20 protein-coding genes and 1 tRNA gene are annotated in these 24,735 nt (G+C 42.0%); 10 read left to right on the top strand and 11 right to left on the bottom strand.

Going from position 1 to position 24,735, the window contains the following annotated elements:
• Positions 1–529: 529 nt before the first annotated feature.
• The 7 genes from tnpC to lysS form a co-directional block, all read right to left on the bottom strand.
• Entirely contained in the window at positions 530–2,002 is a 1,473-nt protein-coding gene (gene tnpC, locus HGR01_RS33325; RefSeq protein WP_096621848.1) for an IS66 family transposase, read from the bottom strand.
• A gap of 241 nt (positions 2,003–2,243) precedes the next feature.
• Positions 2,244–2,711: a hypothetical protein gene (locus HGR01_RS33320; protein ID WP_045868860.1), complete on the bottom strand. Its 468-nt coding sequence runs from the start codon at positions 2,709–2,711 to the stop codon at positions 2,244–2,246.
• A 44-nt stretch (positions 2,712–2,755) separates the two neighbouring features.
• The gene (locus HGR01_RS33315; RefSeq protein ID WP_045868018.1) at positions 2,756–3,451 is read right to left on the bottom strand and encodes a hypothetical protein; all 696 of its coding nucleotides are present in this window, start codon (positions 3,449–3,451) and stop codon (positions 2,756–2,758) included.
• 196 nt (positions 3,452–3,647) lie between these two features.
• Positions 3,648–6,977 carry a CHAT domain-containing protein gene (locus HGR01_RS33310; RefSeq protein WP_228045480.1) on the bottom strand — a complete coding sequence of 1,110 codons (3,330 nt, stop codon included), beginning with the start codon at positions 6,975–6,977 and terminating at the stop codon, positions 3,648–3,650.
• 2 nt (positions 6,978–6,979) lie between these two features.
• Positions 6,980–7,699 carry a helix-turn-helix domain-containing protein gene (locus HGR01_RS33305; protein ID WP_045868019.1) on the bottom strand — a complete coding sequence of 240 codons (720 nt, stop codon included), beginning with the start codon at positions 7,697–7,699 and terminating at the stop codon, positions 6,980–6,982.
• Positions 7,686–8,099, bottom strand: a complete 414-nt coding sequence (locus HGR01_RS33300) for a type II toxin-antitoxin system RelE/ParE family toxin (protein ID WP_045868020.1) — start codon at positions 8,097–8,099, stop codon at positions 7,686–7,688. Before HGR01_RS33300 ends, HGR01_RS33305 begins: the two co-directional genes overlap by 14 nt.
• Positions 8,100–8,277: 178 nt before the next feature.
• Positions 8,278–9,804 carry a lysine--tRNA ligase gene (gene lysS / locus HGR01_RS33295; RefSeq protein WP_045868021.1) on the bottom strand — a complete coding sequence of 509 codons (1,527 nt, stop codon included), beginning with the start codon at positions 9,802–9,804 and terminating at the stop codon, positions 8,278–8,280.
• 216 nt (positions 9,805–10,020) lie between these two features.
• Here lysS and HGR01_RS33290 point away from each other — a divergent pair, with 216 nt between their 5' ends.
• A complete protein-coding gene (locus HGR01_RS33290; protein WP_052335056.1) occupies positions 10,021–11,643 on the top strand; it encodes a GUN4 domain-containing protein in 1,623 nt (540 codons plus the stop codon).
• Positions 11,644–12,283: 640 nt separating this feature from the next.
• Here HGR01_RS33290 and HGR01_RS33285 read toward each other — a convergent pair.
• Both HGR01_RS33285 and HGR01_RS33280 read right to left on the bottom strand, forming a co-directional pair.
• The gene (locus tag HGR01_RS33285; RefSeq protein WP_045868022.1) at positions 12,284–13,609 is read right to left on the bottom strand and encodes a hemolysin family protein; all 1,326 of its coding nucleotides are present in this window, start codon (positions 13,607–13,609) and stop codon (positions 12,284–12,286) included.
• A gap of 34 nt (positions 13,610–13,643) precedes the next feature.
• Positions 13,644–13,847, bottom strand: coding sequence for a hypothetical protein (locus HGR01_RS33280; protein ID WP_071989338.1), 204 nt, complete (start codon positions 13,845–13,847; stop codon positions 13,644–13,646).
• 205 nt (positions 13,848–14,052) lie between these two features.
• On the opposite strand from HGR01_RS33280, the gene mfd reads away from it, so the two are divergent.
• From mfd to HGR01_RS33245, 7 genes are all read left to right on the top strand, one after another.
• Positions 14,053–17,685, top strand: coding sequence for a transcription-repair coupling factor (gene mfd, locus HGR01_RS33275; RefSeq protein WP_045868023.1), 3,633 nt, complete (start codon positions 14,053–14,055; stop codon positions 17,683–17,685).
• A gap of 45 nt (positions 17,686–17,730) precedes the next feature.
• Complete coding sequence (locus tag HGR01_RS33270; protein WP_045868024.1) at positions 17,731–17,976, top strand: type II toxin-antitoxin system HicB family antitoxin; 246 nt, start codon at positions 17,731–17,733, stop codon at positions 17,974–17,976.
• Entirely contained in the window at positions 17,973–18,185 is a 213-nt protein-coding gene (locus HGR01_RS33265) for a type II toxin-antitoxin system HicA family toxin (protein WP_045868025.1), read from the top strand. Before HGR01_RS33270 ends, HGR01_RS33265 begins: the two co-directional genes overlap by 4 nt.
• Before the next feature lie 17 nt (positions 18,186–18,202).
• A complete protein-coding gene (locus tag HGR01_RS33260) occupies positions 18,203–18,364 on the top strand; it encodes a hypothetical protein (protein WP_155538962.1) in 162 nt (53 codons plus the stop codon).
• A 164-nt stretch (positions 18,365–18,528) separates the two neighbouring features.
• Positions 18,529–19,932, top strand: a complete 1,404-nt coding sequence (locus HGR01_RS33255) for a tyrosine phenol-lyase (protein ID WP_045868026.1) — start codon at positions 18,529–18,531, stop codon at positions 19,930–19,932.
• A 72-nt stretch (positions 19,933–20,004) separates the two neighbouring features.
• Positions 20,005–20,433: an acyl-CoA thioesterase gene (locus HGR01_RS33250; RefSeq protein ID WP_045868027.1), complete on the top strand. Its 429-nt coding sequence runs from the start codon at positions 20,005–20,007 to the stop codon at positions 20,431–20,433.
• Positions 20,434–20,631: 198 nt separating this feature from the next.
• Complete coding sequence (locus HGR01_RS33245; RefSeq protein ID WP_045868028.1) at positions 20,632–20,877, top strand: hypothetical protein; 246 nt, start codon at positions 20,632–20,634, stop codon at positions 20,875–20,877.
• A 96-nt stretch (positions 20,878–20,973) separates the two neighbouring features.
• On the opposite strand, the gene HGR01_RS33240 is transcribed toward HGR01_RS33245, so the two are convergent.
• Both HGR01_RS33240 and HGR01_RS33235 read right to left on the bottom strand, forming a co-directional pair.
• The gene (locus HGR01_RS33240; RefSeq protein WP_045868029.1) at positions 20,974–21,759 is read right to left on the bottom strand and encodes a TrmH family RNA methyltransferase; all 786 of its coding nucleotides are present in this window, start codon (positions 21,757–21,759) and stop codon (positions 20,974–20,976) included.
• A 78-nt stretch (positions 21,760–21,837) separates the two neighbouring features.
• Positions 21,838–21,919, bottom strand: a tRNA-Leu gene (locus HGR01_RS33235).
• Positions 21,920–22,226: 307 nt separating this feature from the next.
• Between HGR01_RS33235 and murA the strand changes: the two genes are divergently transcribed.
• Both murA and HGR01_RS33225 read left to right on the top strand, forming a co-directional pair.
• Complete coding sequence (murA, locus tag HGR01_RS33230; protein ID WP_071989339.1) at positions 22,227–23,603, top strand: UDP-N-acetylglucosamine 1-carboxyvinyltransferase; 1,377 nt, start codon at positions 22,227–22,229, stop codon at positions 23,601–23,603.
• A gap of 172 nt (positions 23,604–23,775) precedes the next feature.
• Positions 23,776–24,639, top strand: a complete 864-nt coding sequence (locus HGR01_RS33225) for a M48 family metallopeptidase (protein WP_045868863.1) — start codon at positions 23,776–23,778, stop codon at positions 24,637–24,639.
• The last annotated feature ends 96 nt before the right edge of the window (positions 24,640–24,735 follow it).

Here is a 24,735-nt window from a genome sequence, read left to right as displayed (position 1 = left end):
GAGTTAGGGGCGCAAAGCTTTGCGCCCCTACATATTTTTAGGTGCAAAATTTTTTAGAATTAGTTTATTTCGCAACAACAAAATAATTAAATTCCTACCGCGTAACCTGACAAATTTTGCAAACCCTATTTATAGGAAAATACGGTTCGGATAATACAATTCAATTGACGTTAAATCCTGTAGAGACGCGATTTATCGCGTCTTCAGCAACCCGAAATCGTGAAGAACAATTAAGTAGTTAAACAAAATTAATTACACAATGTCATTGCGAATGGAGCGGAGCGGAATGAAGCAATCGCAAGGGTTGAGATTGCTTCGCTGCGCTCGCAATAACTGTAATTAATTTTGCGTGGTTACTTATCCCGCTTTTGTCACTCTCCGGGAGGGCGATCGCTAGAAGCCCGATGAGGCAATCAATACAAGCTATACTATTAGAAAAAAGTTGGTCTTGTATTTGTTATTAGAAAATAATCGCGCAAACGCTTGTTATACAAAAGCTCTAGAATTCAGAAATGGTAAGGATTCAGGTCTAAAATTGAGGAACTAGAGAAGGGCGAGACTGAGAATTAATAGAGTCAGCAATTAGTGCTTGTACAAAAAAATCAATAACAGACAGACTTTGACGACGACAGGTTTGAACCACCGTCAACAAATTGGCAGTATGTTGAAACCGCTCCATCGAACGGGAACCACCACTAACTTTACGTTTTGTCACAGCCAAACGCAGCGATCGCTCGGCTTGATTGTTATCAGGAGGAACTTCAGGGTTGTCAAGGAAATACCACCATTGGGAGGCTTTATCGCGCAAGGAACGTAAAAGGTTTCCTGCTGTAGCTCCGGCTAAGTTAATCCAGTCATCAAGTGTTTGTTGCAATTTAGATTTGAATTGATTGACCCAATCGTTATAACTGGCGCAGTCAAGAGTCTCAAACCATTGGGCATAATTTCCAAAAGCTTCATCAATTAAATCCACAAATGCTTCACCAATAGCTTGGTTGTGAAGACCTGGAAGTTGAATTAGTTTTTTGAAGTGACGGCGTAGATGAGCCAAACATTTCTGCTGCTCAGGCACCGCATAGCCATTGTAAACACTAAAATCATCGCTGCTGATTACCCCTGTATATTTAGCCCCTAAAATGGCTTCTAGTTCTGCTCTGGAACGAGTGTCAGCAGCAGTAAACAGGCAAAACTCAGAATTGGCAACTACCCACAACCATTCTTTAACTCCCTTGACAGACCAAGGTGTTTCATCCACATGAATGTTAGGTTGTGTCTGTTTTACCCAATTACTTAACTCAGTAATGCTTGGTTGAATCGCTGTTTGAATTCGTTCATTTGTGGTGACTAAAGTTCCCAGCCCAATTTCAATTTGACCTAACTCCCACAACATTTCTTGCTGTTTTTCATAGGGCATATGTGCATAATTATTTGCCCATCCTAAAAATGCCTGTAAAGAAATCCCTAAATCCTGTCCTGGGATGATATCTTGTGACCAGGAGGCTGTTTGTATATTGCCACAGTACTCACACTGGCACGTATGGCGTTGATACTCAACTATTTCAATGGGACGCTCCACTAGTTGCGCTACAGACTGTTTTTCTACTTTTACTGCCACAGCCGCAAACGCTTTTTGACCACAACAGACACAATCACTTGGACGTAAGATTTCACAACGATCTACTCTACCAAAACCCTTACGGGTCTTACCTTGATGCCCTGGTTGCCCACCTGGCTTTCTTTTGGGATGATTTGATTCTTCTTGCGGTGCTGCTTTTTTGTTTTCACTCTTTTTGAGGATGTCCCCTGATGGCGGCTTAGATGAGGTTTTGCTGTCTAAATCTCTGCTGACTTTTAAACGTTCTATTTCTTGCTGTAGTTCTAATACTGTTTTCTGTAATTCACCTATTACCTTGCTCTGCTCAATGATTATCTCTACCAGTTCTTGTTTCGATAACTGGTTCAAGCTTTCCCGGTTTAAATCTTGAGGCAGGTTTTGGTTCATATCTGTGATACTCCTCCTCAAGCGATCCCTTTGTCAATACTCTGCCACCTGAATCCTTACCAGAAATGGCAAAAGTTTTCGGAGAGTGACAGAACAGGGTTATTAACTTTAGCGAGATTTAGATACCCGACTTTTTGAAAAAGTTGGGTATCTGGGTAGCAAGGTTTGCGAATTTTTGATATCTCGGTGCGTTGCGCTGCGCGACAACACACCCTACTACCTAGCATCAGCACTCAAAACTCTAGAGATTTTTACCGCGAATCTCTTCTAACTTCTCTAAGAGTTCTGCTGCTAAATTAAAAAGTTCAATTTCATCAATTTCAATCGTGCTGTAGCGGTAACTGTCTCCCACAACCACCTTACCTGCTAAAAAATTTTTAATAGCAAAAATCTGGTCTTCTTGTGGGAAACTCAAATATTTGTCCAGCTTGCTAGCAATTTCACAGATGGGTTTGTCTTGCAGTTGCTTGCGTACCCTAACAGCTACCCAGTTATCACTTTCCAGGAATGCTATTACAGCAGCTTCAAAACTCTGCGGCTCTTCTTCTACCCATTTTTCCCACCAATCTTCATCAACATCATCAAAATATAAATTTACACAGTCAAGTCCATAAGTCATCCATTCTCTTTGTAATTGCCTAGCTGCTTCTAAATGTGCCAAAAAATTTTCTAATCTTACTTGAGGTTCAACTGGAATTTTGTGCCCCATAATCATGTAGTTTGGTGAAGACAGTGAAGGAAAATGGTCTACAACTATAAATTGAATTTTAAGTAAATACCTGTTGGCAAGCGATCGCTGTTGTATAGTGAGATATTCACTACCTGATTGACAAAATCCGTAATGTGGGGATTGTAACTTAAGAACAAACCTCTATCTATGCTCCAAAGTAGCAAGGTATTTTCCCAATTATCAGATTTTTCCTGAGAAAATTCATCCGAAAGACTAGTGATCTGAATACACAGTGGTTGCTTCTCTCGATTACTAACAATTATATCAGTTGCCATTGAGAAGTCTGCTATATAACACTGCCAAAAAGTTCCTTCCCGATGGATGATATCACTAGCAATCAATCTCAAAACATTGATATCCGCTTGATGGTACTCTCCCGCCATCAATTTCTGTTTCCAAATAGAGAATTTTGGATCTACTTGATTCAACCATTTGGGGAATAAATAACTATACCAATAGTATTCCGTTGGTGTCATCCGTTCATAGTATTGTTGCCGCTCCTCTAGTGATGCGGAGGACTGAATATCAAGCCAAATCAGTGCGTCTTTAATTATCTGTTGCAGAAAAAAAAGTACAAATTTCTTAGATGTTAGGGAACCAGGCTTAACATCTTTTACCCAACGATTGATCTCTTCTAACCTTTTCGCTAAACCAGGATCTATTAAAGATGCTTCATCTATGAGTAATCTTAATTGTTTTTTAATATCTTTGGCTTGCAAATAATGATAAACCTCAAAACTGGAGTGAGCGGCAAGAATTATAAAATTATTTTATAGCATTCTTAATTAATAACCTGCAAAAACGCAAAAGCTTACGTCTTTACAGGTGTTTTTAGCCATGTAATTGCTAGTTGGGATTAAGTTGTAGCCTCTAGTCCGATTTTTTGGGTTTGAGGAGGGGGAAAGCGATCGCACATTATCTTAAACCCTGACAGATGAAAGCAGACCAGTAACGCGGATGTGAAAAGGGATACTCTTCCGTAGAACTTTCGATGGCTTGAATTAATCGGTTAAATCGAGCATACATCTTATATTCACGCTCCCATTGGCGATGTTCTAATGTCCCAGGGCTGTATTGTTTTCTACTTTTTATCAGTTCCCTTTCCCTGGCTTGTGCTTCTGGAGAAATTTCTTTAATATCCTCTTTCCTTAAACTGCGTAAGGAGATTTGGGCTTGTCGTAAAGCTTCCGGACGACTTTTACCCTGTTGTCGATGTTGGTAGTAAAATACTGAAAATACTGCTGTGGCTAAATCATCTACTGCCCAGAGAGTACTGACAACGCTTCTCGCACCAGCACACAAAAAGCCAGTGGAGAGGGTGAGAATATCATCTGTTAGCCCAGGAATACCCAAATTCGTCTCGCAGCAGGAAAGAAAAACATCAGAGAGATTAGGTAAACGCCATCCTGGTGTCATTAACTGCCCTAAAGTAATAGTGCCATCCCCCAATTTCAAATATGATGCCAGGGGATTGTCAAGACATGATTCAGCATGATGACAGCAGTGAAGTACTTGGACTTGTTGAGCTAGCTGACGATAATTAGCTTTAGTCGCTTGAATGCTACCTCTCAGGCGTTGAGAGTGAGGAATGTTGTATAGTTTGGCAAGTTGTTCACCTTCAAAACTGGCGCAGGGTAAATCATCTGTGGCATCTTCAACAGTGCCATACAATTCGCAGTTTTCTATCTTGTCGCGTTGTTGACAAAACTCTAAGATTTGGCAGCTAGGAGTATAGCGAATCAGAAACTGATCTCCTAGATATTGATGATTTCCAATTGGTAAAGCCGCAAAGGGAATTTGGTGCAGCAACAAGTGAGGTACTAGAATTAGTTCTTCGATACCTTCTAAATGTTGAGAAATTAATTCAGACAGTTGCAAACGTTGAGCTAGTTCGCCCAGACTCTGATTAATTTGGCTATTCCATGTCTGGATATCACTTGTATAAGCTGATATCCAATTCTGCTCAATCCAGTCTTGCAGCGTTTCTATCCCTTGTCCGGCGCAAGTGTGAAGGGTAATTTGATTTTGCTGCAGGACAAAGATATGGGTGTCGTTATCGGTAGTATAAAAACTGAGAATAGCGGTAGTAGGCTGGTCAATCAGCTTTTGGATTGCGGAAAAATTAGGGGCGCTAACTTGAATTTCGCCAGCTAACACAGGATCTAAGCGTCTGATTTGTTCCCAAACTTGCTGTTTTTCTGCTTCCAAGGATGCGATCGCTTCGTTGTAAGCTTGGAATACAGCGCGTGTTTGACTACCATTATCGTTGGCTTTTGGGCGATCACGTTCTTGATCAATTTGCTGTTGCAGTTGTTCATACTGCTGCAATAATTCCTTGACTGCTGGGGGAATTTCGCCGCTTTGGTAGAGGTCGTTACTTGCCATTAAGTCTACCAGGCGTTTAGAGCGCGATCGCTCGGCATATTCAAAGGCTTTTTCTATTTGTCCTGCTTTAATGCAGATTTCTACCATCTCTTGATAAACATCAATAGCTTCTTCTAGAATTTCTTGGCGGCGAGTTTCAGAATTATCCCAGGTACGATAGGTTTCGATCGCTTCTATAGCTGTGGCGTAGCCTTGAATGGCTGTTTCCCACTTATCTTCCATAAGACTTATGAAGGCAAGAGATCTTCCTGCGTCATAGGATAGCCGAGGAAACCTATTAGGTGTATATATTTCTAACTCTTGCTGCCAACAGTGGATAGCTAAAGCAATATTTTCTTGATGATTTCCTTGGATGCGATTTGCATAAGCACCACCGAGATTATGTTGAATATCAGCCCATCTTTCAGGAAAGCGATCGCGAGTACATACTTGTAATGCTTCTTGGAAGTGATATATAGCTTTTTCAAAATCCTGAATTCCACCATAAGCAATCCCTAGTTCCATGTGAGTTAAACCACAAAATTCTGGATTGCGCTCTGGAGTATATTCTTGCAGTGCTTGCTGAAAATAGAAAATAGCCTGTTTAATATTCTCAGTTTTAGAACCGCGCATTCTATCGACGTAAACTGTAGCAAGATGTAATTGAATTTCTGCCCATAGGTGTGGATCGCGAGCGCGGATATCCACTTGTAAAGCATCTTGGCAATGTTGAAGAGACAGTTCTAAATTTTCCGATTTATCTCCATCAATACGTCTGCGAAAAGCAATACCTAAATAGCTTTTGGTTTTAGCCCATGCTTCGGGTAAATGTTGTTGCGTCCTTACTTGTAGAGCTTGCGTAAAACAATCGATAGCCGATTCAATATTTTCGGCTTCATCTCCTCGGATACGACGCAGATAGGAATTACCCAAATGTTGTTGAACTTTGCCCCACTCTTCGGGATATGTTTCTGGGCTAAATACTTGTAATGCTTGTGTATAAGAGTGGATAGCTTTTTCTAAATTTTTAGCTCTATCTCCTGTATGATTGACATCATAATAATCACCAATATTTAGTTGGATATTTGCCCATTCTTTTGGGTTTTCCTCTTTTGTAAATAAGTTCCGTGTTAACTGACTGAGTTCCTGTTGAATATCTTCTATATCATCTTCCGTGTTTTCAACGGAAATGCTAGCAAGATTAGACTTAAGCTTGAACCATAGTTCAGTAAACCGTTCTGGTGGAAATGCTTGGATGGCCTCTGTCAGATGCTGAATTGCTTGCTTAATATTCTCAGAACGTTCACCTTTAATGCGATCGCTATAGGCAAGTCCAAGGTCATTCTTTGCGCCTAGCCATTGTTGAGGATAGCGCTTTGGTGTGTGTATTTCTAATTCTTGATAAAAACAGCGGATAGCTTTTTCAATATTCTCTGCTCGTTCTCCTCTCCAACATTCCAGGTATAATTCCCCAAGATTGTGTTGAATCATCGCCCATATTTCGGGAAAGTGAGAACGAGTAACTAACGTTAGTACAACTTCATAACCAGCAATGCAAATCTCCTGACAAACAACTCTATTTCCCTGCTCAAACTTATTCAACAGGAGCATTAATTTTAAAGTAGCATCTGCTGTAGCATAAGCTTGTTGAGAATTTGTAGATAATTTAGTTGTTAACCAGCGCCTGAAAACTGGAGGAAATTCCTGATTCAACTTATCTTGGTTAGCTTCAAGCAACCGATAAGCAACTTTAGGTTTATTTGGATTAGATGAAATTACCTTTAATAATTTTTGTAAAAAATTAATATAAATTGTATATTGATTTTGGTTCTTTTTTGGTTTTTTAACACCAAAACCTTTCACTATATTATTAAAGCTCATGTTTAGTTATGTTTATCAATGAAATCTACTAACTTCTCTACTAGTTCTTCTGCTAAATCTAACAACTCAATTTCATCAATCTCATTATTGCTTCCGCGATTACTTTCTCCAACCGCCACACTACCAGCTAATACATTTTTAATAGCAAAAATTCGGTCTTCTTCAGATAAATTCAGACATTTTTCTAACTCTAGAGCAATTTCCTGTGTTGTCTTTGTACTCAACCGCTCTCTTACTTTCACTGCTACTAAATCATCACTTTCCAGCAGTTTTACTAAAGCTGTTCTCAGTCTATTATCCTCACTAGAAAACTTCTCAATTGCTGCACGAACATATTCCCGCACACTCATGTTTGCAGCTAATGCCTTTTGTGCCACTATCTCTGGTACATCTACTAGCAATACACCATCATTATCGCTAGCTTGATATAAGTCATCTCCTTGCTTGACTGCTACTAGCAAATCTGCACCCAAGGTATGTAAATAGTGCAACACAGATTCCAATTCATGGTCTTTTAGCGCCGATTCTAGCTTTGACACCGCCGCTTGCTGTACTCCCAGTTGTTCGGCTAGCTGTGCCTGAGTTAATCCTGCTTTATTACGTATTTCCCGCATGGCATCGGTAAGATAGAGGCGTAAATATTCTAGCTTCCCCGCCAAAATCACCTCTGAGTCTTCGCTGATTGGCTGTTGTAACCAAGCTTGAAAATTAGGCTTTTTCATGATTCCTCTGCTGCAATTGCCGCAATCTCTCTCTTGCAGGCGCTTTGTCTCTTTCTTTGATAGCGTCGTTGTATTTTTTCATAAAGGCATGTAGCACCACAAATCGCTGAGGAGTCACAGCCGTTAAGATAAACCGTGGATTATGTTCACTCTTGGTCATCCGTAACTCATACAGATCATCTTCCAGCTTTTCAAAAATGCCGCTGGTGAGTGATGCTAGTCCTTTGTTGCACAGGTAGCCCAGATTAACCTGCAAGCGTCTGGTTTCGGAAGCACTGAGTAATGGCTTTGGTGGATTTTCTGGTTCCTCCTCTGCTGGAATCATCCTGATGAAAAAAGCAAGTAAATCTTTGGGGATTTCTCCATTGCCATCTTGATAAACTTCCCAAGTCCAGGTCACTTCCTACCTCACAATATATTATTCCTTATAAGGAATGTCAAGCTCATTATTCTTTATAAGGAATATCATAGAGGATTAGTGAGTGCAAGTAAGATAATCAAATATTGAATGATAAAACATAGTGCGTTAGGCAAAGCCATAACGCACCTTACTGTTTTTATGCAATTGCGAGTGTTGATTAGGTAGTTGCTTCTGGGGATGAGTCAGATTTTTCGGGTTTGAGTAGGGGGAAGGCGATCGCATCCCGAATACTGGCAGAATCAGTTAATAGCATCACCAACCTATCAATCCCAATTCCCAATCCCCCTGTAGGTGGCATACCATATTCCAAAGCTGTTAAAAAGTCCTCGTCAACGCCTTGGGCTTCTAAGTCGCCAGCAGCTTTGCGTGCAGCTTGGGCTTCGAGACGTTCTCTTTGGTCGATGGGGTCGGTAAGTTCTGAGAAACTGTTACCAGTCTCCCGCCCTACAATGAATAACTCAAACCTTTCTACCAAACCAGACTTAGAACGGTGCGGCTTCGCTAAGGGCGAAATTTCTACGGGATAGTCAATAACAAAAGTTGGCTGAATTAAGTTGGCTTCTACTTTTTCTTCAAAGGCTAAATTCAGTAACTTACCAATAGATTGAGCTTCATCTACACCAGGAATCCCAGCATTTTTACTGGCTGTTTTTGCCTCTTCTACTGTTTGGAAGGCATTAAAATCCAAGCCTGTGTATTCTTTGACTAAGTCATGCATTGTTACCCGCCGCCAAGGTGGTGTCAAATCAACAGCTACTCCTTGGTAGGTAATCTGCAGTGTGCCGAGTACTTCTTGGGCAACAGTGGTGATAATTCCCTCTGTTAGCGCCATCATGTCATTGTAGTCAGCGTAGGCTTGGTAAATTTCAATTGTGGTAAATTCCGGGTTATGTCGAGTCGAAATTCCTTCGTTGCGGAAAATTCGCCCTAACTCAAATACCTTTTCAAAACCACCAACAATCAACCTTTTCAAATGCAGTTCTGTGGCAATCCGCAGATACAACTCCATATCTAAGGTGTTGTGATAGGTGATAAACGGACGTGCATCCGCACCCCCAGCCTCACTTTGCAGCACTGGCGTTTCAATTTCCAGAAAATCGCGCTGTTCTAAATAGCGACGAATACCCGCAGTAATTTGGGCGCGGCGGCGGAAAGTTTGTCGCACTTCAGGGTTAACAATCAAGTCAACATAACGCTGACGGTAGCGTTTAGCCACATCAGTCAACCCGTGCCACTTGTCGGGTAGAGGTAATAAGGATTTGGTTAGAATACTGTATTGTTTGACGTAGACAGATAACTCGCCCTTTTCAGTCCGTTTTATAGTGCCTTTGACTCCCAGGATGTCGCCTGCGTCTGAGAGTTGCTTGAGGTGATTGAAAGCATCAGCATCAATATCAGCCATGCTTTCTTGAATGCGATTTTTCTCTAAATAAAGCTGAATCGTGCCTGTTTCATCTTGCAAGGTGAAGAAAGCCAGTTTACCAAAGACACGACGCGCCAGAATGCGCCCAGCAATGGCAACTTCTAAATCAACTTCTTCACCACTAGGTAAATCAGCAAATTTTTCTTGTAGTTGTGCTGCGTGGTGGGTAGACTCCCATCGATAGGCATAGGGATTCATTCCCAGTTGTTTTAGCTGGTCTATTTTTTCCAGCCTCGTGGCACGGATATCTTCTTCCGACATGGTAACGAACGCTCATAGGGCAAGATTAATTATAGATGCTGCAAAACTAGCCGCGACTCTCAAGGCGGAAGATTTACTAATAAGAAATATTTTTAACCAAATTAGCTAATAATCTTACAGACCTGAGTTTAGTGACACATTTCCCCGTCACAGGCTACAACAGAGTGAATTCTGGCACACAATCGAATCTACTCCTTTGTGGAGAAATATGCAAAAATGGTACCTTTACCTCTTATAGTTGACACAATTATCTCAAATTTGCTTGAAAATACTGCTAATAGCATTAGCAGAACAATCGATGAAATCGCTACTAGTTATAGTACTTCAGCTTTCTTGGGATCTTTACTTAAGGATGACAATCGCTACATAGAAGCAATCATACAATCTCAAGTAATTAGCGACAATCACCTTAATGAGTTACCAAAACAGTTGCGTGTGGAGTGTAGTAAACAACTTCTTGAATTATTAGGTGAATGGCAAACTAATCAAGTTCAGCGTCAATTACCAGATATTCGCAACTTCTTTGAACAAAGAAATTTATCAAATATTTTTAGTCGGGAAGAAACTTACAATATTTTAAGTAATGGGCAAAAAAAACATCGGTTACTAGTATTAGTGGCACCACCACATATTAGTCCTCATTGTCCATCTTCTTTGCAACATGATTTACCAATTGAACTTCCAGAAAAATTAAAAACTTTTCTCCATAGAGATTATCCTCTCAACAGTGACCTATGCCCTGTAGAATTCTATGGCGACTATTTTATGCGTGCCATTAGTGATACAGATATCCTTCAATTACAACAAATTTTGCCGCCTATTCCTACAGTCGTAATGCACAGCAAAATTACTGATTATGAAGTTTATTTTCATGTAAATTTTTGGCATCCCAATAATAGCAAAATAATTAAAATTAATCTACCTACTTGGAACTGGGAAGAAGCCTATGAAGCTTTACAAGCAGCTGATTATAATGAGACGCGGGCTATTCGCACTATTAGGCAAATTATAGTGACGCTTCACCAACTGCTAGCAGCATTGCTCACAGATTGGTATTACTTACATCTCAATCATTTATACGAACCACAACTATTTGATTTAGAGCCAGAGTTGGCAATTGGGCAATGCTCATCAGATTTGCTCAAACCATATACTGATATCCTGCACGATTTTTATCTACAGCAAAAGCAAGCCCATCAAGAGACTTTGAACTATTTAATTCATGAAAAATCTGCAAAATTTAGTGAAATTAATATCGGAGTTGAAAAAACTATAATTAAACCAGAATATTTTAGAATTGGTCAAGACGATGTTCAAATTTTTAACAATAAATTTAGTATAGATTACTCTAATTTGCAGCTTCTTCTATCAGAAAAAAACTGGCAAGCAGCAGATATAGAAACCACAAAAATTATTTTCACTATCGCAAGTCAACAAATAAACAACTTGAATTTAGAGTTACCAATGATGAATCAGATATTGTTTTCTGACGAATCTATTGCAAATTTTCCTTGTGAAGATTTGCGGATCATTGATAAGCTCTGGTTGAATTATAGTAATTTACATTTTGGATTTAGTATTCAAACTTGTATTTGGCAAAGAGCAAGCCAAACATCTGAAGAGCTAAATTTAAAATGCAAAGATTTTACCGAGCATGTCGCTTGGATTGTAAATGGTAAGTGGCTCAAAGACGAGCAAATAAATTATAGTCTTGAGGCTCCTTTAGGGCATCTTCCCTTTGATTTCACGAACTTATTTATCAGTAAAGATTTAAAAAATCTGAATAAATGGGGTTGTTGGTATGAGTTGTACGATCGTATCCAAACTTGTGCAATATAAAATAAAGTTTAGATAATTTTGTGGTGATTTTGGGTGGAAAAATATTGCAATTTTATTTAAAGAAAACTCTAATTTATTAAGGTATAATTTCTGTCATTTGATGTATTACTGGTAAGTCAGAAAAATTATTACAAGCTAATGAGGTTTAGTTAATACCAATTTGAAAAAAGAATGCGACATACTTTAGGAGCAAGGAAATGCCTTGCTCTCTAGAATATATTGATGTGATGTGTAGCAAACATTATTTGAAGTGGTATAAGCTCATTAGCGATTGATTTATCCTTATTAAAAAAGCCAACAGAATTGGGGGATTCTCCCCCAAACCCCCGATTGGGTGACGGTTGCGTCCCCCAAACCCCCTCCAAAATTATTGCTCTGTTTTCTTTGTTGAGTAACTAGTTTTTTGGTTTTGTTAAGCCAAACCACATCTAGTTTGCATAATCTTCAATTGTATATTTATTGTGGGGTGGGGCATCTTGCCCGCCCAATATATGCAAGTTAAATATGGAACAGCTTATCGATTAATTTTTTTAGCTGAACTATTTATTATTAGCAACAATATTCAAGTAATTTAAGGGCGCAATATATACGCCCTCATACATGAGTTGCTTTATTTATGCTTGACTTTTTTGGCTCTTAGCTAAGATTCTGTAGACTCTGTTGATTTATGATTTCTGGGAATCACTAGTACTTTATCAACTCTGTTGCCATCCATATCCATGACTTCAAAACGCATCCCCTGCCATTCAAAATGATCTGCGGCGGCGGGTATTCGGCCTAGATGAGTAATCACAAAGCCACCCAAAGTTTGATAGCTACCTCGCTCATCTGGTTGCCATTCCTCCATATCAAATATTTCTAAAAATTCTTCTACAGGTAACATTCCATCTAACAGCCAGGAACCATCTTCTCTTTGTACCGCTTGGGGTTGATCCTGACTGGGATCGGCTGGCACATCACCCACAATTTCGCTCATGATGTCATTGAGGGTTACTAGTCCTTGAATTACACCATATTCATCCACGACCAGCGCCATGTGAGTCACAGTTTGTTTAAATAATTCCAAAACTCTTAAACCACGGGTACTTTCTGGCACAAATACAGGCTGTCGTAATCCCACAGTTAAATCGAGGGGTTCACCCTTAAAACTCCTAGCTAATAAGTCTGTCACCGGGATGACACCCAGGACGTTATCTAATCCTTCTTGACAAACTGGATACCGAGAATAGGCACTATCCACCATTTTCTCGCGGTTTTCTTCTGCACTGTCTTCCAAATCCAGCCAGACAATATCAGGGCGAGGAGTCATAAAAGCGCTGACAGGCCTATCGCCTAAGCGAAATACTCGCTCTACCATATCCTGTTCAGCTTCTTCAAAAGTACCAGCCTCGGTACCTTGCTCAATTAAGATTTTAATTTCTTCTTCCGTGACTTGCGGCTCAGTAGATGGTCTAATTCCTAACACTCTCAACACCATTTCCGTAGAAGCACTTAACAGGTAAACTGCTGGAGATGCGATCGCAGCTAAAGCCCGCATTGGTATGGCTACAAATGCAGCAATGGCTTCTGGATTGTTTAATGCCAAGCGCTTCGGCACTAATTCGCCCACAATCAGCGACAAATAAGTGATAATTAAAACTACTAGCCCAAATGAAACTGGCTGACTGTAAGCTGCTAAAAACGGGATTAACTTCACATAAACTGCTAATTTTTCCGCAATAGTCGCGCCACCAAACGCACCAGTCAGAATTCCAATTAGGGTAATCCCAATTTGAATGGTAGAAAAAAATTGATTGGGAGACTCAGCGAGTTTCAATGCTGCTCGTGCTTTTGCGTCTCCTTGATTAGCCAACTGCTGTAACCTTACCTTACGTGCCGAGACGATGGCCATCTCGGACATAGAAAACACCCCATTGGCAATAATTAATACCAAAATGATTAAAATTTCAAAAGTCATGGAGGACATTCTTATAATTGCCGCTATCAAGAGCGAACTTAGCTTAACTCTTAGTATCTAGTATTAAAGGTGCATCGATAAACGCTTTAATTGTACATAAAGAGAATGGGGCATGGGGCATTGGGCATGGGGTAATGGGTAATGGGTAATGAGTAATGGGTAATGGGTAATGAGTAATGGGTAATGAGTAATGAGTAATGAGTAATAGTAATTGCTCCTTGTCTCCTTGTCCCCCCTGCTCCCTCATCCCCCTCATTCCCCAATCCCCATTACCCCTTATCCCCAGAGGGGGCCCCGAGTTCCCCAATCCCCAAGTCCCCAGTCCCCATTACCCCTTATCCCCAGAGGGGGCCCCGAGTTCCCCAATCCCCAGTCCCCAGACGGCTGTTAACAGTATTTAAAATGGTTGACATAAGCTGCCACTCGACGACTCCAAATTTATAGTAAAAGTTATGGCATTTTCTTCTATTGTGCGTGCTTTAGTGCGATCGCCACTAACCACCGAGCTAGTTTCTAAACTCAATCGTCAACAGGATTTGCGGTTAAATGGTATTCCCCGCCTTCCTAAGGGTTTAGTGGCTTCAGCATTGGCGCAAAATTCTGAAAAGAATTTATTTGTGGTCTGTGCCACTTTGGAGGAAGCTGGACGCGCTTATGCACAATTAGAAGCGATGGGATGGAAAAATATCTATTTTTATCCCACCTCCGAAGCTTCACCCTATGAGCCTTTTGACCCCGAAACGGAAATGACTTGGGGACAAATGCAGGTGTTGGCTGATTTGGTCAAGAGTCAAGAAGCAGCCAAAAGTCAACAGTCAACGGTCAACAGTCAACGGTCAACAGTCAACAGTCAACAGTCAACAGTCAACGGTCAACAGTCAACAGTCAACAGTCAACAGTCAACAGTCACCAGTCAACAGTCAACAGTCACCAGTCAACGGTCAACAATCGCGATTGTGGCGACAACGGGGGCGCTACAACCTCATTTACCACCACCAGAGGCTTTTATCCCTTATTGCTTGACTTTAAAAAAGGGGATGGAATTTGGCTTAAATACCTTTAGTACCAAACTCGCTACTTTAGGTTATGAACGAGTACCCTTGGTAGAAACAGAAGGGCAATGGAGTCGGCGCGGTGATATTGTTGATATCTTTCCGGTAGCATCAGAGTTACCAGTGCGGCTGGAATGGTTCGGAGACGAAATCGAACAAATCCGGGAATTCGATCCCTCAACTCAACGATCTGCCCTTGACAAAATTGACCACATTGTTCTCACTCCTACAAGTTTTGCGCCCATTGTTACAGATGAACTAAAGAATCATGCTGATTTCGCAGCCATAACTGCTGAATTAACTTCAGACTCAGGACTCAACACTGAGGACTCAGCACTCTTAGAAGGAAGCCGTCGCTTTTTAGGGTTAGCTTTTGAGCAACCAGCATCTTTATTAGATTATTTAAGCGAAAATACCCTAGTTGCCATTGATGAGCCAGAACAATGTCATGCTCATAGCGATCGCTGGGTAGAAAATGCTGAGGAACAATGGTCGCTGGGAACTGGGGAAATTGGTCTAGGTTCTTTACAATTGCCGAAAATCCATCGGTCTTTTGATGACTGTTTAGCAACAGCAGAGAAGTTTAAACGAGTATATTTATCGGAACTGGCAGAAGAAAATACCGGAATTAATCTCGCCAGTAGACCTGTTCCCGTTACACCACATCAATTTGCTAAACTGGCTGACACATTACGCCAAGAACGCGATCGCAATTTTTCGACTTGGCTAATTTCGGCTCAACCTTCTCGTTCAGTTTCGCTGTTGCAAGAGCATGATTGTCCGGCGCAGTTTATCCCGAATCCCCGTGATTACCTCGCAATTGAGAAGCTGCAAATTAACCATATACCTGTAGCACTTAAATATTCTGGATTGGCGGAACTCGAAGGTTTTATTCTCCCAACTTTCCGCTTGGTAATAGTTACAGACAGGGAATTTTACGGACAACATTCCTTAGCTACACCTAGCTATATTCGCAAGCGCCGCCAAGCTGCATCAAAGCAAGTTGACCCCAATAAGCTACGTCAGGGAGATTATGTAGTTCACCGCAGTCACGGGATTGGTAAATTTGTCAAACTCGAAAGTCTGACAATTAACGATGAAACCCGTGATTATATTGTGGTGCAGTATGCTGACGGTTTGCTGAGAGTTGCAGCCGATCAAGTTGGTTCTTTATCGCGGTTCCGTACTACCGCCGATAAAGCACCCGAACTGCACAAAATGACGGGTAAAGCTTGGGAAAATACCAAAAATAAAGTCCGCAAAGCCATCAAGAAATTGGCAGTGGACTTGCTGAAATTATATGCAGCGCGATCGCAGCAAGAAGGCTTTAGTTACCCACAAGATATGCCTTGGCAAGAGGAAATGGAAGATTCTTTCCCCTACCAACCGACTACAGACCAGCTAAAAGCAGTACAAGATGTCAAACGCGACATGGAAAGCGATCGCCCAATGGATCGCTTGGTTTGTGGCGATGTCGGTTTCGGGAAAACGGAAGTTGCTATTCGCGCCATTTTCAAAGCTGTCACAGCTGGTAAACAGGTGGCTTTACTTGCACCAACAACCATCCTCACCCAGCAACATTACCACACCCTCAAAGAACGCTTTGCCCCTTACCCAGTGAATGTTGGCTTACTCAACCGCTTCCGGACTGCGGAAGAACGGCGAGAAATTCAAAAGCGCTTATCGACGGGGGAACTAGATGTAGTAGTGGGAACACACCAGCTTTTAGGCAAAGGTGTATCTTTCCGCGATTTAGGACTGTTGGTTGTGGATGAAGAACAACGCTTTGGCGTTAACCAAAAAGAGAAAATTAAAAGCCTGAAAACTCAGGTGGATGTGCTGACACTCTCCGCTACACCTATCCCCCGTACCTTATATATGTCTTTGTCAGGGATTCGGGAAATGAGCTTAATTACCACACCACCCCCATCCCGGCGACCAATTCAAACTCATCTTGCCCAGATGAATTATGAAACTATCCGTACAGCTATTCGTCAAGAACTAGACAGAGGCGGACAAGTATTTTACGTAGTTCCCCGGGTAGAAGGCATTGAAGAAACAACCGCAAAATTGCGCGAAATCATTCCCTCAGCTAGGTTTGCCGTAGCTCACGGTCAAATGGATGAAGGACAATTAGAATCAACAATGCTTACCTTTAACAATGGTGATGCAGAGATTTTGGTTTGTACGACAATTATTGAATCTGGTTTAGATATTCCCAGAGTCAACACCATCTTAATTGAAGATGCTCACCGCTTCGGGTTATCGCAATTGTATCAATTACGCGGTCGTGTGGGACGTGCGGGGATTCAAGCTCACGCCTGGTTATTTTACCCCCAGCAACGGACATTATCGGAAGCCGCACGCCAGAGATTACGGGCAATTCAGGAATTTACACAACTGGGTTCTGGGTATCAACTAGCAATGCGCGACATGGAAATACGTGGTGTCGGGAACTTGCTAGGTGCAGAACAATCCGGTCAAATGGATGCGATCGGCTTTGATTTGTATATGGAAATGTTGGAAGAATCGATTCGCGAAATCCGCGGTCAAGAAATACCCAAAGTTGACGATACGCAAATTGACCTCAACCTCACAGCCTTCATTCCTGCTGATTACATCCCCGACTTAGATCAAAAGATGAGTGCTTACCGTGCAGTCGCAGCAGCGAAATCTAGAGAAGAATTAAACCAGATTCAAGCCGAATGGAGCGATCGCTACGGTACAATTCCCGCGCCAGCTAGTCAGTTATTGCTAGTAATGGAACTCAAACAGCTAGCTAAGAAATTAGGATTTAGTCGCATTAAACCCGAAAACAAACAGCACATTATTTTAGAAACTCCAATGGAAGAACCAGCTTGGAACTTACTCGCTGCGAACTTACCAGACAGTTTGAAAACACGCTTTGTCTATTCTCCAGGTAAAGTAACAGTTAGGGGTTTAGCAGTTCTCAAAGCAGATAAACAATTGCAGAGTTTACTTGATGCTATGAGTAAAATGCAGGGTGCGATTCCTGAAGCGGCTGTTGTTTGATTGGTTGGAAGCATGACAATTTAGAGAAAAAAGGACAAGTGCCTGATGCTATATAAAGTTCCATTATTGCTGACACCCCAACCTGAAGGCGGATTTACCGTCACATCACCTTTGCTACCAGAATTAGTTACTGAAGGGGATACAGTTGAGGAGGCTTTAACAAATGTTAGAGATGCTTTGACTGCTGTAGTCGAGGCTTATGAGGATTTGGGACGACCTTTACCAATAAATATGCGAGTTGCTGACACCAATCATGCTCTATGGTTGGAAACTGTGGTGACAACTCCATGAAATATCGTGAGGCGGCTCGAAAATTAGAAGCACTGGGTTGTCAAGAATTACCTCGGCGAGGTGGAGGTTCTCATCGCAAGTGGTTTAATCCCGACACACAGCAAGTCACCGTATTACCAGATTGGGGAAGTCGGGATCTCAAACTCGGAACACTTCGGGCTGCAATTCGCCAGCTAGGTGTTGACTGGGAGAGTTTCAACAACACATAGATTATTCTGCTACTTAAATGAGAAAGTTAAAGCTCATTTTAAGTAAGTCAAATGCCATTTTGCTGATTAAAATCGACGTTATTTCTTTTTTTGATGAAATGATCAGTTATGGCGATCGCAGAATATGTGAAGAAGTTGCAATAGAAGCTAACAGGTTAAGCGATCGCCTTTTCTCTTAAATCAGGAGCGTTACAATTTAATCAACTCTGTCAGCTGTTGAATTTTCGCAGAGTTGATTTGTTATATCAATTAGGAATTACTTTGACAATCTTGGCAATCCTGGTTGCACACACCAAAATGGTATGCAAATATTCAGCAAGCCTAGATGAAGGAGTCAAGAATTATGACCGACGCTATTCCAGAACGCCCACGCCGTCGTCGCTCTTGGGCTGAACCATATAAAATTAAGGTGGTTGAGCCGTTAAAAATGACTACCCGTGCTGAACGCGAACAAGCGATCAAAGAGGCGGGTTACAATACTTTTTTACTGCGTTCTGAAGATGTTTATATAGATTTACTGACTGATAGCGGCACTTCTGCCATGAGCGATCGCCAATGGGCTGGCATGATGGTGGGAGATGAAGCCTATGCTGGTAGCAAAAATTTCTATAGTTTAGAAGAGGCTATCCAAAAATATTACGGCTATCGTTACATACTGCCCACCCACCAAGGACGCGGTGCGGAAAATATTCTCTCCAAAATTCTGATTAAACCCGGTGATTACATCCCCGGTAATATGTATTTCACCACCACCAGGCTACATCAAGAATTGGCTGGCGGTAATTTTGTTGATGTCATTATTGATGAAGCCCACGATCCGCGATCGCTACACCCATTTAAAGGTAATGTCGATTTACAAAAGTTAACTGACTTGATTAAACGCGTTGGTGCGGAACGCATTCCTTATATCAGCGTTGCCGGTACCGTTAATATGGCAGGTGGACAGCCAATTTCTATGGCAAATTTGCGTGCTGTCTACGAATTAGCTAAAAGTCACGATATCCGTATTATTCTTGACGCTACCCGTGCTGTAGAAAATGCTTACTTTATCCAGCAACGAGAAGCAGACTATCACCAGCAATCAATTGCCACCATCTTAAAGGAATTTTGCTCCTATACAGAGGGTTGCACTATGAGTGGTAAGAAGGATGCATTAGTAAATATTGGTGGTTGGCTAGCCTTGAACGACCCCGATATTTACGAAGAAGCACGTAACATGATTGTAATTTATGAAGGATTGCATACTTACGGTGGTATGGCTGGGCGTGACATGGAAGCTATGGCCATAGGTATTGAAGAATCAGTCCAAGACGATCATATTCGGGCAAGGATAGGGCAAGTTGAGTATTTAGGTCAAAAGCTACTAGATTGGAATATTCCTATTGTTATGCCTATTGGGGGTCATGCAATCTATTTAGATGCGAAAGCTTTCTTACCCCACATTCCCCAAGACCAATTTCCCGCACAGCTTTTGGCAGCAGAACTATATCGAGAGGCGGGTATTCGGGCTATGGAACGTGGTATTGTTTCCGCAGGACGCAATAAAGATACAGGCGACCACTATTATCCAGAGTTAGAACTAGTGCGGCTAACAATTCCCCGCCGTGTTTATACTCAAGCTCACATGGATTTAACTGCAGAAGCAGTAGACGAAGTCTATTACAATCGCCATCGTCTACGGGGATTGAAGATGGTTTATGAACCAAAATATCTTCGTTTCTTCCAAGCAAGATTTGAGCTGCTCTAAAGGTATAAATCTCGATGATCCAAAAAACTAATATAAAGAAAGTCTCAAACAGCGATCAATTTACAACTCTCCATGCAATTTTTCAAAACTTTACTACGTGTTCGTCACTACGAAATGGATGCTCTCGGACACGTTAACAATGCTGTCTACCAAAATTATCTTGAACAAGCAGCAATTGAACACTCTGAACACCTGGGTTTAAGTTTCGATGTCTACAAACAATCGGGTGGTGTATTTGTGATGCGGCGGGTAGAAATTGACTATCTCCGCCCAGCCGTTGCAGGTGATACTTTAGAAGTCACAACTTGGTTGCGGGAAATACGGGGGACTCGCTGCTTTCGACTTTATGAAATTCGTAAACAAAACCAAGATGAGTTACTAGTCACAGCCGAAGCCATGTGGGTATGGGTAGATGCTAAAACCATGCGTCCGCGACCCATTCCCACTATGATGTTAGATAAATTCTCAGCAACAATAAACTCTAGCGTCGCCACGAACTAGTGGTTATCTATGAAATCCTGATGAAAAGTTTCTAGTAATGATCACGGTTCCAGTTTCAACTCTCAATATGTAAATTTGATACAATATGACGCGATAATTCCGGAAAATCCAGACTATGATATGTAATCTCAAAAAGATACAAATTTAGTCACCGCATTCAAAATCGTGCCAATCAATTCACATTCTCAGGTCAATCTTATGGAGCAACGTCAGCAAGAAGAACGGGAAACTGCAGCCCAAGAGTTTGAAGCAGCCTTGGATGAATTGGAGACTATTTTACAAGGAAATCCAACCCCAGATCAAACTACATCAGGATTTTCTAATGGTAGTCTCAGCGATGCTCAACTCAAAGCTGAAGAAGAAGATTTAGCTTCTATTGATTTAGAAGCTTTTGAAGATGCGGTGGCTGATATTGAGAAATATCTTGCGGAACGCATCAAATAAGTAGGCTGGTGCAATTAAATATTAAGTGGCGAAGGCTGTCATTTGTCATTAGTATGGGCTTAAAGCCTATATTCACCAACTTACTTCAATCAAGTATTACTGACGATAAATCATTTGCCTCTGGGCTTCGTATAACATCAACGCAGCTGCGATCGCCACATTCAAGGATTCTACACCTGGACTGAGGGGAATTTGTACTTGCTTGTCTGCCATTGCTGCGATCTCTGGTGACAAACCAGCACCTTCATTGCCCAATAAAATTAAACTGGGTTTGCGCCAATCTACTTCCCAGTAAGTTAACGTAGCGCTGGGTAAAGTAGCGACGACTTGCATTCCCGCTTGCTGACTTTGCACAATTGTCGCTGTTAAATCTTCTGTGACTGCTGTTGCTAAACGAAACCATTGTCCAGCAGAGGCGCGTAAAACTTTCGGGTTATCTAAATCTACACTATTCCCACTCAGCCATAAACCTGATGCACCTGCGGCTGCGGCTGTACGAATAATCGTGCCTAAATTCCCAGGATCTTGCAAAGTTTCCACAGCTAGCACTATCCCAGTCTCAGGTAATTGTGTTTGGCGATCGCGCCTTTTGGCGGTGGCGACTACCCCATCTGGTTGGACTGTGGTGGCGATCGCATTTAAAACTTCTGCACTGACAATTTCAGCGCGATCGCAACTACTACAGGCTTGCTCCCAAAGTTCAGGGTGAGAAGCTTGCCATTCTGGAGTGCAACAAACTACCACTAAAGGATAATTTACCGCACAAGCCTCTTCTAACAAGTGCGTCCCTTCTAATAAAAATAATTCTTGCTTATGCCGCTCCTTCGCCGCGTGCAGTTTGCGAATTTGCTTGACTAGGGGATTTTGTAAACTGGTCAACATGACAGTAGTGAGTTAAAAGTGCTGAGTGCTGAGTCTTGTTCCTACTCAGGAATCAAAACTCAGCACTCATTACTCAAATGCGGAACCCGGGACTTGAACCCGGAAGCCTTGCGGCACTAGAACCTGAATCTAGCGCGTCTGCCAATTCCGCCAGTTCCGCTGGCATTTTTTAACATGACGATTTTTGATTATTACGCATTTATCTAAATTTGTCAAGTCCTTTGTCTGGTTTTTCAGGACTATGGGATTGTACTCAGCTAAGAATTTCTATGTTTGCTGGGTGTCAAAAATTTTAAATTCTTAGAAACTTTGCCCTTACTAGTTTTCAGCCATTATCCCCAACCCAAAACCACCATTGATTGATGCAAGAAATAGGCACAGAATGTAGACAAATCAAATCTTTACTGTAGAATCAGAACCAACTTCAAACCTTATAAAATTGACATATTTATCTTGGAGGTAGGCTTATTAATCCTTCTAGCAGCTTACCAGATGCCAAATCCACTCTGGAAGCAGACTCCTCAGTCTTGCAAATTTGGGGCGGGCATCCTTTGCGGGGTCATGTAAAAATTAGCGGGGCCAAAAATTCAGCACTGGTAATCATGGCTGGAACCTTGCTATGTTCAGGAGATTGCCGTATTCATAATGTCCCCTTATTAGCGGACGTGGAACGGATGGGTGAGGTTTTATCTGCTTTGGGCGTTCGCCTCACGCGCAACGGCGACATTTTAGATATCAATGCCAGTGAAATTACCACTTCCAAGGCTCCCTACGAATTAGTTACCCAACTGCGGGCAAGTTTCTTTGCCATTGGGCCGATTTTGGCAAGGCTGGGAGTAGCTCAGATGCCATTACCAGGAGGTTGTGCAATTGGAGCTAGACCAGTTGATTTGCATGTCCGAGGACTGCAAGCGATGGGAGCCGAAGTTCAGATTGAGCATGGCATTTGTAATGCCTATGTTCCTGGAAGCAATGGCAGATTAAAAGGAGCCAGAATTTATCTAGATACCCCCAGTGTGGGCGCAACTGAAACTTTGATGATGGCTGCTACTCTTGCAGATGGCGAAACCATCATTGAAAACGCCGCCAGGGAACCAGAAGTAGTTGATTTGGCAAACTTCTGTAACGCGATGGGAGCCAAGATTCAAGGTGCTGGTTCCAGTACAATTACCATCGTCGGCGTGTCCAAGTTGCATTCGACGGAATATACAATTATTCCCGATCGCATTGAGGCTGGAACATTTTTAGTTGCAGGGGCAATCACTCGCTCAGAACTGCTTCTCTCACGAGTCAGTCCAGAGCATTTAACCCCAGTCCTTGCTAAATTACGCGATATTGGCGTAACCATCATCGAAGAAGCGCCCGATTGCTTACGTGTTCTCCCTGCGACAACTCTCAAAGCCACCGATATAGAAACTCTACCGCATCCAGGCTTTCCCACAGATATGCAAGCGCCGTTTATGGCTTTGCTAACTTTGGCGGAAGGTGACAGCCTGATTAACGAATCTGTGTTTGAAAACCGCTTACGTCATGCTTCCGAATTAAATCGCTTGGGGGCTGATATTCGTGTCAAAGGTAACACTGCCTTCGTGAGGGGGGTACCAATGTTATCAGGCGCACCAGTATTAGGCACAGACTTGCGAGCATCAGCAGCGCTAGTCTTAGCAGGGTTGGCAGCAGAAGGCACAACTACAATTCAGGGTTTACACCACCTAGATCGTGGCTACGATCAATTCGATCTCAAGTTGCAACAGCTGGGTGCGAAAATTCTGCGTGTAGGTGAACCATCCACAGATGGTTCAGCTTCTAGCATCAGTAATTCCCCCGCCTCGATTCAGTCCTAATCAGTAGGTAGGCATTGCCCGCCCTACTAAATCGTTATACTGGGGACTAGGGGCTAGGAAAAAGCAGAGGGAGCAGAGGGAGCAGAGGAGCAGAGGGAGAAATTTTTACTCCAATGCCCCATGCCCAATGCCCAATGCCCCATGCCCCATTCCCTTTTACGCTTCTCACACCATGTCATTAAAAACACCGCTGATTGGTTTAAAAGCCGACTCTTTTCGTCATCCCTTAGACTTGGAAGCTACAAAAACTCTCAAACAGATCCCAGGTTTAGATATGATGGTGCGGAATCTGCTTGGGCCAATGGCAGAGCAGGTTTTTTATGTAGAAAATATTGCCTCTAGCGTTTTGGTAGGTGAAAAACAACTGCCAGATTTATACAAATTGCTGTTAGAAGCTTGCAAAATCTTAGATATAGAGCCTCCTCAGTTATATATCAGGCAACATCCAGCGCCTAATGCCTATACCTTTGCCATGCGAGGTCAGCAACCTTTCATTGTGGTGCATACTTCGCTCATAGATATCCTTACACCAGAAGAAATTCAAGCGGTCATTGCCCATGAGTTAGGACATCTTAAATGTGACCATAGTGTTTACCTAACTCCAGTAAATTTACTCGTCTTAGCAGCCGCAATCTTACCTAATGTCGGCTCTTTCATCGCTCAAGCCATACAAACACAATTGTTAGAATGGGTACGCTGTGCTGAGTTTACTTGCGATCGCGCTGCATTGTTAGCTACCCAAGATCCCAAAGTTGTGATGTCAGTTTTGATGAAGTTAGCTGGTGGTTCGCCAACTTTAGCACCGCAACTTAACCTTGATGCTTTTGTTGCCCAAGCTCGTGCCTACGATGATATTAGCAAGAACGAACTCGGCGAAATGGTCAAAGCCGCCCGCACAGCCCAATTAACTCATCCAGTACCAGTACTGCGAGCCAGAGAAATTGACAGATGGGCAAGTAGCAGAGAATATCAAAACTTATTGCACAACCATAAACCAACCGAACTTACACCCAAAGGTGGATGGCGAAATTGGTAAGAGTTTTCAAAAGAAGAAGCGAGCATTTTAAATCTCGTCTTCTTCTTTGCGCCCTGCATCTAGGCGTGAGATATTAAAATACCGAACGCCTAGCCA

It is taken from the genome of Tolypothrix sp. PCC 7712 (assembly GCF_025860405.1).
Classification (GTDB): domain Bacteria; phylum Cyanobacteriota; class Cyanobacteriia; order Cyanobacteriales; family Nostocaceae; genus Aulosira; species Aulosira diplosiphon.
The sequence above is the reverse complement of the archived record's forward strand: the minus strand, read 5'-3'. Positions and strand labels throughout refer to the sequence as shown.